4 protein-coding genes are annotated in these 10,644 nt (G+C 65.6%); 1 reads left to right on the top strand and 3 read right to left on the bottom strand.

Features of this window, described 5'->3' with window-relative positions; translation table 11 throughout:
- Positions 1-227: 227 nt before the first annotated feature.
- The 3 genes from glgB to ACSLGO_RS07850 are packed head-to-tail and all read right to left on the bottom strand — an operon-like array spanning position 228 to position 7,827.
- Positions 228-4,010, bottom strand: coding sequence for a 1,4-alpha-glucan branching protein GlgB (glgB, locus tag ACSLGO_RS07860; RefSeq protein ID WP_436400829.1), 3,783 nt, complete (start codon positions 4,008-4,010; stop codon positions 228-230).
- Positions 4,007-5,776: a maltose alpha-D-glucosyltransferase gene (gene treS / locus ACSLGO_RS07855; protein ID WP_091607993.1), complete on the bottom strand. Its 1,770-nt coding sequence runs from the start codon at positions 5,774-5,776 to the stop codon at positions 4,007-4,009. The genes glgB and treS overlap by 4 nt, the downstream gene beginning before the upstream one ends.
- Complete coding sequence (locus tag ACSLGO_RS07850) at positions 5,770-7,827, bottom strand: alpha-1,4-glucan--maltose-1-phosphate maltosyltransferase (protein ID WP_436400827.1); 2,058 nt, start codon at positions 7,825-7,827, stop codon at positions 5,770-5,772. The genes treS and ACSLGO_RS07850 overlap by 7 nt, the downstream gene beginning before the upstream one ends.
- A 191-nt stretch (positions 7,828-8,018) precedes the next feature.
- Between ACSLGO_RS07850 and glgP the strand changes: the two genes are divergently transcribed.
- Positions 8,019-10,643, top strand: a complete 2,625-nt coding sequence (gene glgP / locus ACSLGO_RS07845) for an alpha-glucan family phosphorylase (RefSeq protein ID WP_386887958.1) — start codon at positions 8,019-8,021, stop codon at positions 10,641-10,643.
- Position 10,644: the final 1 nt, after the last annotated feature.

The raw sequence follows: 10,644 nt of genomic DNA, 5'->3' as shown, positions 1-10,644 counted from the left end.
ACCGGGAGAGCTGCGATCCCTCGGGATCTTGCGCTCTCCGTCGCTCCGGAGCAACTTTTCTAGCTTAGTACCGCTTGCCAGTCCGTGTCAAACCGGCTGTTTTCGCGATATCTGCTGCGGATCTTGCGATCCCTCACGCTTCCCGGTTTCCCGTTCTGCGCGGATATAAACTCTAGCACGGTTTTGGGGAGGCGACGACCGCCTCCCCAAAACCGTTCGAGCCGGGGCTACTTTCGGGGCGTGAGGTACAGCAGGCCGAGCGGCGGAAGCCGCAGCGAAGCCGAGGCCGGCTGGCCTTCGAACCCACCCTCCTGCGCATGCACTACCCCCATGTTGCCTACGCCCGATCCGCCGTATTCGACTGCGTCGGTATTCAGCCGCTCCACCCATTCCCCTGCCCAGGGCAGGCCAACCCGGATACCTTCGTGCGGGCTGCCGGAGAAGTTGGCAATACAGACCAGCGGGTTGCCCTGTCCATCCCAGCGGATAAAGGAGAGCACGTTGTGCGCGCCGTCGTTCTCATTGATCCACTGGAAACCGGAGGGTTCGTTGTCCCGGGCGTACAGCGCGGGGGTTTCCCGGTAGATGTCGTTCAGCTCGCGGACCAGCAGCTGCACGCCGCGGTGCTGCGGCGTTTCGGTGAGGTACCAGTCCAGGCCGTACTGCTCGGACCATTCTGCTTCCTGGCCGAACTCTGTACCCATAAAGATCAGCTGCTTGCCCGGGTGCGCCCATTGGAAGGCGAGGTAGGCGCGGACATTCGCCAGCTGCTGCCACCGGTCGCCCGGCATCTTGCGCAGCAGTGATCCCTTTCCATGCACCACCTCGTCATGGGAGATCGGCAGGAGGAAGTTCTCCGTGAAGGCGTAGACGAGGGAGAACGTGAGCTTCGCGTGGTGATACATCCGGTTGATCGGGTCCTCGGACATGTACTCGAGGGTGTCGTTCATCCAGCCCATGTTCCACTTGAGCCCGAAGCCCAGGCCTCCGGTGTTCGTCGGCGCGGTGACGCCGGGGAACGCCGTCGACTCTTCCGCGATCATCACGATGCCCGGCACCCGCCGGTAAGCGGTCGCGTTGACCTCCTGCAGGAAGGAAATCGCCTCGAGGTTCTCGCGGCCGCCGAACTGGTTGGGCCGCCACTGGCCTGCCGGCCGGGAGTAGTCCAGATAGAGCATGGAGGCCACGGCGTCGACCCGGAGGCCGTCAATATGGAACTCCTCGAGCCAGTAGATCGCATTGGCGACCAGGAAGTTCCGGACCTCGCGGCGTCCGTAATCGAAGATCAGCGTTCCCCAGTCCGGCTGTTCCCCGCGCATCGGGTCGCCGTGTTCGTAGAGCGGCTGGCCGTCGAAGTTGGCCAGGGCCCAGGAGTCCTTCGGGAAGTGGCCGGGCACCCAGTCCAGGATGACGCCGATTCCGGCCTGGTGCAGGGTATCCACCAGGTAGCGGAAATCGTCCGGGTGCCCAAAGCGGGCGGTCGGGGCGAAGTAGCTGGTGATCTGGTAGCCCCACGAACCGCCGAAGGGGTGCTCGGCGACCGGCATGAACTCCACATGGGTGAAACCCTGCCAAGTGACGTACTCCGCGAGCTGGCGTGCCAGTTCCCGGTAATCCAGGCCAAGCCGCCAGGAGCCGAGGTGGACTTCGTACACGCTCATCGGAGCGTTGTGCGGATCCCGCTCGGCGCGCGCGGCCATCCAGTCCTGGTCCTCGAACCGGTAGGTGGATTCGACAACCCTGGAACCGGTGAGTGGCGGAGCTTCGGTGCCCTTGGCCATGGGGTCCGCCTTCTCCCGCCAGACTCCGTCCTGTCCGAGGATTTCGAACTTGTAGCGGGAGCCCGGCTCTACGTCCGGGATGAAGATCTCCCAGACCCCGGAGCTTCCCAGCGAGCGCATGGCATGGACCCGGCCGTCCCAGGCGTTGAAGTCGCCCTCCACCCGCACGGCCCTGGCATTCGGCGCCCAGACCGCAAAGCTGACGCCGTCCACTTCGCCAAGGACCGAGTTGTAGTGGTGCGGATTGGCGCCCAGTACGGTCCAGAGTTTTTCGTGCCGCCCCTCGCCGATGAGGTGCAGGTCCATTTCGCCGAGGCTGGGCAGGAAGCGGTACGGATCGTCCACCAGGGCGGGCGGAACGCCGTCGTACGTGACTTCCAGCCGGTAGTCCGGCACCTGCCCCGCCACCGGCGCCGGCATGGTCCCGACCCAGATCCCGTTGTACTCGTGCTGCAGCGCCACCCGGCCCTCGGGCGTGACGGCGGTGACCTCGCTGGCCAGCGGCCGCAGCGTCCGGATCGTCACCGTTCCGTGGTCGTCCAGGTGGGCGCCCAGCACCGCATGCGGCTGGTAGTAGCTTCCGTTGGAGACGGCATCCAGGATGTCCTGCGCGACCGGCAGCGGCTCACCCGTCCCGGCTGCTTCCGCGGCGGTTGAGACGGCGGCATCCCCGGCGGCAGCGGTGCCCGACATCGATGCCCCGGACACGGGGGCGGTGCCCTGTGGCTGGACGGGCTCGGACTCTGGGGTTGTATTCACGTGGTTCGTTTCCTGTCCGTTCGGCGGGTTTTGCTGCAACCGGAGTTCTTCCAGCACCTGGCGGGCCGCCGTCGCCGGCACCTCGATCCAGGCCGGCCGGTTGCGGATCTCGTAGACGACCTCGTACAGGGCCTTGTCCAGCCAGAGCGCGATGTAGAGCGGGTCGGCGCGGTTGACCTGTGTTCCGGTTTCCTTCTCGTAGCCGCGCAGGAAGGCGTCGGCGGCGGCCTGGGCCCAGACGGCGGCCTGCACCCGGCGGGCGGTGTGCTCGTCCAGGTCCTCCGGACCGGTCCCGGAAGACCCAATGACCGCTACGGCTGCGGCGTAGTCAATTGAACGCAGCATTCCGACGACGTCGCGCAGGGCTACGTCCGGAAGGCTCCGTTCGGCTGCGGGGCGAAGCGGCTCACCCTCAAAATCCAGGACCGTCCAGCCACGGCCTGTCGAGTGCAGCACCTGTCCCAGATGGTAGTCCGCGTGGATGCGCTGCAGGCTGGGCAGGGACGGCAGGTGCTCAACGGTCTCGAGGAGCTTCTCGAACGTCTCGTCATACGGACCCACGTAGCTGCGGGCTTCCTCCCACTCCCACTTCAGCCGGCGTACCAGGGAGGTGACGAACTCCTGCTGCTCGGCCGGCGTGGGCTGGTGTGCGCCGAAAGCGGCTTCGAGCTGGGAGTGGATCCGCCCCGTCACGGCGCCGAGTTCTTCGGCTTCGGCGGAGAAGTCGCGGCCGGCAACGGCGGCGGAGGACGCAGTGCGCCAGGCGTCCTCGCTGTCCGGGATGAATTCCCGGAGCACGCTCACGTCGCCGGTCACCCAGCTCCCTGCGCCGGTGTCGTCATACACGTCCTCCCAGCTGCCTGTGACCCACCCCAGGGTGGCGGGTACGTCCTGGGAACCGTGCTCCGTGAGCTTGGCGCTGACTACGACGTCGGGGCTCTCCCCCGCTGCCAGCACCCGGTAGAACTTCACGATTACCGGAGCCTTGCTGGTCGCCGCGATGACCGAGGTGTTGGATTGCTCGCCCTTCAGGACCCGGATGGCCAGGGTTTCAGTAAAGGCGTCCCAGTCGCCGAACCCGTCCAGCGCGTACCCGTGGGTGCGGCCGTCCAGCGAGCTGGCCTGCGAGCGCATGCTTTCAAGCCAGGCAGTGACGAACACGGGATCCGCAGTGGCGTCGTACAGCCACTGCCGGCCCTTGTCCGGATGTTCAACGATGCCCAGGAGCGACTCGCCGAGTTCCTCCACCGGGTCCGCCCGGGTGCTGACCGGCACGCTGATGACGTCCACCCGCCGGCCGGATTCAACCGAGACGAAGTGGACGTGCATTTCCACCGCGCCGTCGGGGTCTGCCAGTTCGATGCCGCCGACGCGGCGCAGGACCACATCCTTTCCCTTGGCCGGAAACCATCGCTGCCGGGGCAGCCAGGCAGTAAGGAGTTCGGGCAGGGTCGGGATGGTGTCTGTCATTTCGACGTGGCCTCCGGTGCAAGTATCAGCGGGATTGCTTCGGTCTGCGGTGAGCTGGTGTTCGACCGCGGCGAGCGCAGGCGGAGCCAGAAGAAGTCGTGGCTGCCCAGGGTCAGGGTCAGTGAACCGTCCTGCCCGAATGCGGGGAACGGCGTTCCGCCAAAGGCGTCCCGCAGTCCCCGTTCGGCGAATTCGGGAAGCTTCACGGTGGCGGCTACCGGATGCTGGGAGAGGTTGAAGATGCAGAACATGGTCTCCCCCACCTCACCTTCGGGGTTGTCCTCCGGCAGCTCACGCAGGAACGCCAGGACTGCCTCGCTGTCCGTGGGGACGTTGCGGTAGGAGCCCATGCCGAACGCGGGATGGGTCTTGCGGACCATGATCATCTGCCGCAGCCAGTGCAGCAGCGAACTTGAGCTGGCCAGCTGCGCCTCAACGTTGACGTGGTTGTAGTGGTAGACCAGCGACTGCACCACCGGCAGGTAGACCTTGCCCGGATCCGCAGTGGAGAAGCCCGCGTTGCGGTCCGGGTTCCACTGCATGGGGGTGCGCGAGGAGTCGCGGTCTTCCAGCCAGATGTTGTCTCCCATGCCGATCTCGTCCCCGTAGTAGAGGAACGGACTGCCGGGCAGCGAGAGCAGCATCGCGTGGATCAGTTCAATCTCCGCCCGGGAGTTGTCCAGCAGCGGTGCCAGCCGGCGGCGGATACCGATGTTGGCGCGCATCCGGGAATCGGGCGCGTACCAGCCCAGCATGGCCTGGCGCTCCTCGTTGGTGACCATTTCCAGCGTCAGCTCGTCATGGTTCCGGAGGAAGGTGCCCCACTGGCTCCCCTGGGGAATGTCCGGAGTCTCCTCCATGGTCTGGACGATCGGTGCCGCCTTCTGGTCACGCAGCGCGTAGAACAGGCGCGGCATGATCGGGAAGTGGAAGCACATGTGGCATTCCGGCCCGGTCTCGTCGCCAAAGTACTCAACGACCTCGTGCGGCATCTGGTTGGCTTCCGCCACGATTACCCGGCCGGGGTAGTTTTCATCCACCATGGTCCGGAGGTCCTTCAGGAACCGGTGGGTGGCCGGCAGGTTCTCGCAGTTGGTCCCGTCCTCCTCGAACAGGTACGGAATGGCGTCTGCACGGAATCCGTCGATGCCCTGGTCCAGCCAGAAGCGCACGACGTCGAACACCGCCTCGACGACCTTCGGGTTCTCGAAGTTCAGGTCCGGCTGGTGGCTGAAGAACCGGTGCCAGTAGAACTGCCGGCGCACCGGGTCGAAGGCCCAGTTGGATTCTTCCGTGTCCACAAAGATGATGCGCGCGTCTTCGTACTTCTGGTCGGTGTCTGACCAGACGTAGAAATCGCCGTAGGGACCCTCGGGATCATTCCGGGATTCCTCGAACCAGGGGTGCTTGTCCGAGGTGTGGTTCAGCGGCAGGTCGATGATGACGCGCAGTCCGCGGGCATGGGCCTCTGCCACGAGCCGCTTGAAGTCGCTGATGGTGCCGAACTCGCTGAGTACGTCGTAGTAGTCGGAGATGTCATAGCCGCCGTCGCGCAGCGGGGACTTGAAGAACGGCGGCAGCCAGAGGCAGTCAACGCCGAGCCACTGCAGGTAGTCCAGCTGTGAGATCAGGCCGGTGAAATCGCCGTTGCCGTCTCCGTTCGAATCGCGGAAACCGCGGACCAGCACTTCGTAGAAAACTGCCTTGCGGTACCAGTTCGGATCGTTCGTCAGACCGGGCGCGTGCAGCTGGAACGGATTTACCATGCCGATGCCCTCCGTACAGCCAGGACGTGCGCCGGTTCATAGTGTGCGTCCAGGCGCACGTAGTTGTACTGCCCCCAGCGGTAGCTTGCGCCGCTGATCAGGTCGTCGACCCAGAACGTGCCGTCTTCGTTGAAGTCCTGCGGATCCAGATGCAGCGCATCAAGGTCCAGGGTTACGGTGCACTCGCGGGCACTGTGCGGGTCCGTGTTCACCACGATGATGAGCGTGTCCTTACTGCTTGGATCGGATAGATCAACGTGCTTGTGTTTGGAGTAGGCGACCGTGGCCTCGTCAGTGCTCGAATGCACCGTAAGGTTCTGCAGGTCTCCGAGCGCCGGGTGGTCGCGCCGAATCTGGTTCAGTCGGGCGACGTACGGAGCCAGGCTGCGGTTCTCGGATTCCGCGGCGGCAAAGTCCCGCTGCTTGTACTCGAACTTTTCGTTGTCGATGTACTCCTCGGCTCCCGGCCGGGCCACATGCTCGTAGAGTTCGAAACCTGCGTACATGCCCCATAGGGGGCTGGCGGTGGAGGCCAGCACAGCCCGGATCTTGAAGGCGGGCGGCCCTCCGTACTGGAGGAATTCCGTGAGGATGTCCGGCGTGTTCACGAAGAAGTTGGGCCGGAAGAACGCCGCGGTGTCATGGGAGACCTCAGTGAAGTACTCCTCGATTTCCTTCCGGGTGTTCCGCCAGGTGAAGTACGTGTAGGACTGCTGGAATCCAGCCATGCCCAGCGCGTGCATCATGGGCGGGCGGGTAAAGGCCTCCGCCAGGAACACCACGTCCGGGTGCTGCCGGTTGACGGTGCCAATGAGCCATTCCCAGAACCTCAGGGGCTTGGTGTGCGGGTTGTCCACACGGAAGATCTTCACGCCGTGGCTGATCCACATCAGCACGATCCGCAGGATCTCCCGGGAGAGCCCTTCGTAGTCGTTGTCGAAGTTGAGCGGATAGATGTCCTGGTACTTCTTGGGCGGGTTCTCCGCGTAGGCGATGCTGCCGTCTACCCGGGTGGTGAACCATTCCGGGTGTTCGCTGACCCAGGGATGGTCCGGCGAAGCCTGCAGCGCCAGGTCGATGGCGACTTCCAGTCCCAGGCCCGCTGCGGCCTCGACGAAGAACTCGAAGTCCTCGAAGGTGCCCAGGTCCGGATGGATCGCGTCGTGTCCGCCTTCGGCGGCGCCAATCGCCCATGGAGATCCGGGATCCTGCGGCCCGGCAACCAGGGTGTTGTTCGGACCTTTGCGGAAGTTGGTGCCGATCGGGTGGATCGGCGGGAGGTAGATGACGTCAAAGTTCATCCTGGCAACCCGGTCCAGGCTGCGGGCTGCCGTCCGGAAGGTGCCGGAGGTCCATGCAGCGGTGGCGGGATCAAAGGAGGCGCCTTCGGAGCGCGGGAAGAACTCGTACCAGGCGCCGCGTCCCGCACGGTCCCGTTCAACGTTGATGGGAAAACGCTGGGAGGCGGTCACCAGGTCCCGGATCGGCTCCCGGTCCAGCACCTGGACAAGTTCCGGACGGCTGGCCGCGGCGAGCCGCATGCCGGGATCCAGTGCCTGGTCCTCGAGTACCCGGGCAGTCTCCCGCAGCACGGCGACGTCTTCCCCGTTCCTGCCTTCGGCGGCTGCAGTGAAGAGGACGGCACCTTCGGCAAGCATGAGCTCGACGTCGATTCCGGCACCGATTTTCACTTCGGCATTGTGGTGCCAGGTGCCAAACAGGTCAGCCCAGCCTTCCACCCTGAAGGTGTACTCCCCTGTCGTCGGAGGACGCAGGAACCCTTCCCAGCGGTCCAGGCCCTGCCCCACCGGATGCATTCTGCGGCGCTCGACTTCCTGTCCCTGCGGGTCGTAAAGCACGGCCGTGACACCCACGAGGTCATGGCCTTCGCGGAAGACCGTGGCGCCGATAACAAGGTCTTCGCCCGGAACAGCCTTGGCGGCGAAGCGGCCGCACTGGATCACCGGGGACACGTTGAGGATCGGAATCCGGCCGAACCGGAGTTCCGCGGCGGGCTGGACATTAGATGGCAACGCGCTGGATGTGGTCACAGACTAGACGTTAGCGACAATCAGGGCAGATTGCTAAGGGCACGTACTTTTTGCCGCATCGTCACAGGTCAGGGCGCACATGCCCGGAATCCCCGCACGTCCGGGCGGGGATGGGAAAACTGGGGTTAAATCCCTGTTGCTTTTGGGTGACAGAGGACACAGCCGCGGCGTTCTGCGCTAGCCTAACGGGGGTGAAGGCAATCCGAAGGTTTACCGTCCGCACCGTCCTCCCCGACAGCATCGCGCCGCTGGCGAGACTTGCCGGCAACCTGCGCTGGAGCTGGCACCAGCCCACCCGGGAGCTGTTCAATGACCTGGATCCGCAGATCTGGGCGCAGAGCGGCCATGATCCCGTCCGCGCCCTGGGCATGGTCAGCCGCCAGACCCTTGAACGGATCTCTTCCGACCCTGACCTGGTAGGCCGCATCCGGTCCCTGGACGAGGGCCTGGAGCGCTATCTCACCGAACCCCGCTGGTACCAGTCCCTCGGTGAGGACGCTCCCCGCTCAATCGCCTATTTCTCCCCCGAATACGGCATCTCCGCCGTGCTGCCGCAGTACTCCGGCGGCCTGGGAATCCTGGCCGGAGACCATTTGAAGTCCGCCTCGGACCTTGGCGTTCCCCTGATCGGCGTCGGCCTGCTGTACCAGGCCGGCTACTTCAAGCAGTCGCTTTCCCGCGACGGCTGGCAGCAGGAGACCTACCCGGTCCTGGACCCCAACGGCCTGCCGCTGACCCTGCTGCGCGAAGAGGACGGCACCCCGGCACGGATCAGCCTGCCGCTGCCCAACGGGCGGCACCTCATGGCGCAGATCTGGCGTGCCGACGTCGGGCGCGTTCCGCTGCTGCTCCTGGACGCGGACGTACGCGGGAACGATGACGCGGCGCGCGGCATCACGGACCGGCTGTACGGCGGCGGCGGAGACCACCGGCTCCAGCAGGAACTGCTGCTGGGCATGGGCGGTGTGAAGGCGCTGCGTGTCTTTGAACGCCTGACCGGAGCGCCGGCACCGGAGGTCTTCCACACCAACGAGGGCCATGCCGGGTTCCTCGGGGTGGAGCGGATCCGTGAGCTGATGGACACCGGGATGCACTGGGAGGAAGCGCTCACGGCGGCGCGGGCCTCCACCATCTTCACCACGCACACTCCGGTTCCCGCCGGGATCGACCGCTTTGACGTCGGCGAGGTGCGGCACTTCCTGAATGCGGGCCTGGCCCAGTCGGTGCCCACGAACAAGGTGCTCTCACTCGGCGCGGAGGATTATGAAGGCGGGGACCCGAATGTCTTCAACATGGCCGTGATGGGACTGCGCCTGGCCCAGCGTGCGAACGGCGTGGCCAAGCTGCACGGCCAGGTTTCTCGGGCCATGTTCTCCGGTCTCTGGCCCGGGTTCGATGTCTCGGAGATCCCGATCACGTCCGTAACCAACGGCGTGCACGTGCCCACCTGGGTGGATCCGGAGCTGACCCGCCTGGCACAGGAGGAGTTTGGCGTCGGCACCGTGCATGACCGCGACTGGACCCGCGCCTACGAAGTTAGCGACGAGCGTTTATGGGACCTGCGGCGCAGGCTGCGGAGCAACCTGATCGACGACGTCCGCCGCCGCGTCCGCGCCGCCTGGCGCAAGCGCGGCACCCCTGACGCCTCACTGGGCTGGACCGACGACGTACTGGACCCGGACATCCTGACCATCGGCTTTGCCCGGCGTGTCCCCACCTACAAGCGGCTGACGCTGATGCTGCGGGACCCCGCCCGGTTGAAGGCCCTGCTGCTGCACCCGGACCACCCGGTGCAGCTGGTGGTGGCCGGCAAATCCCATCCGGCCGATGAGCAGGGCAAGCGGATGATCCAGGACCTGGTGCAGTTCACCGATGATCCGGAGGTGCGGCACCGGATTGTCTTCCTTCCCAATTACGACATCGCCATGGCCCGCACCCTTTTCCCCGGCTGTGACGTCTGGCTGAACAACCCCATCCGGCCGCTGGAGGCCTCCGGTACCTCCGGCATGAAGTCCGCCATCAACGGCGGCCTGAACCTGTCCGTCATGGACGGCTGGTGGGATGAGATGTACGACGGCGAGAACGGCTGGGCGATCCCCTCGGCCAATCCGCGCGACGGCATCCACACCCGCGAGCTGTACACCGCGGACCAGCGAGACGACATTGAAGCCGCTGCCCTCTACGACCTGCTGGAGAATACGGTTGCTCCGCTGTTCTACGGCCAGGAGCCGTCCTCCGACGCCGGGTCTGCCGGTCCCTCGGAGGCCCCGGCGGACGCGCTGCCGCACGAGTGGCTTGAAATGGTGAAGCACACGCTCGCGGAGCTGGGACCGAAGGTCTCCGCCAACCGGATGCTGCGGGACTACGTCAACAACCTGTACCGTCCGGCCTGCCAGTCCGGCCGGGCTGCGGCGGCGGACCAGTACCAGGCGGCCAAGGACCTGGCGGCCTGGATCCTGCGGGTCCGGGACGCCTGGGGCGGGGTGGCCGTGGAGCATGTCGACTCCATCGGCATCTCCGACGCACCGCAGATCGGCGACCGGCTCACCGTCCAGGCCTACGTGAACCTTGGTTCGCTCAAGCCTTCGGACGTGGTGGTGGAAGCGGCCTACGGCAAGGTCTCCGAGGCGGATAACCTCAGCGACCACCAGCTCCTGGAGCTCAGCGTGGCGGAGGACCTTGGCTCCGGCCGGTACCTCTACTCGGGCGAGATGCACATAGAACTGGCCGGGCCGTTCGGCTACACCGTCCGGGTTTTGCCGAACCACCCGGGGCTGGCGTCCAAGGCCGAACTCGGCCTGGTAGCCAACGCCTAAG

Origin of the sequence: Arthrobacter sp. IK3 (genome assembly GCF_051337705.1) — a bacterium.
GTDB lineage: Bacteria > Actinomycetota > Actinomycetes > Actinomycetales > Micrococcaceae > Arthrobacter_B > Arthrobacter_B koreensis.
The sequence above is the reverse complement of the archived record's forward strand: the minus strand, read 5'-3'. Positions and strand labels throughout refer to the sequence as shown.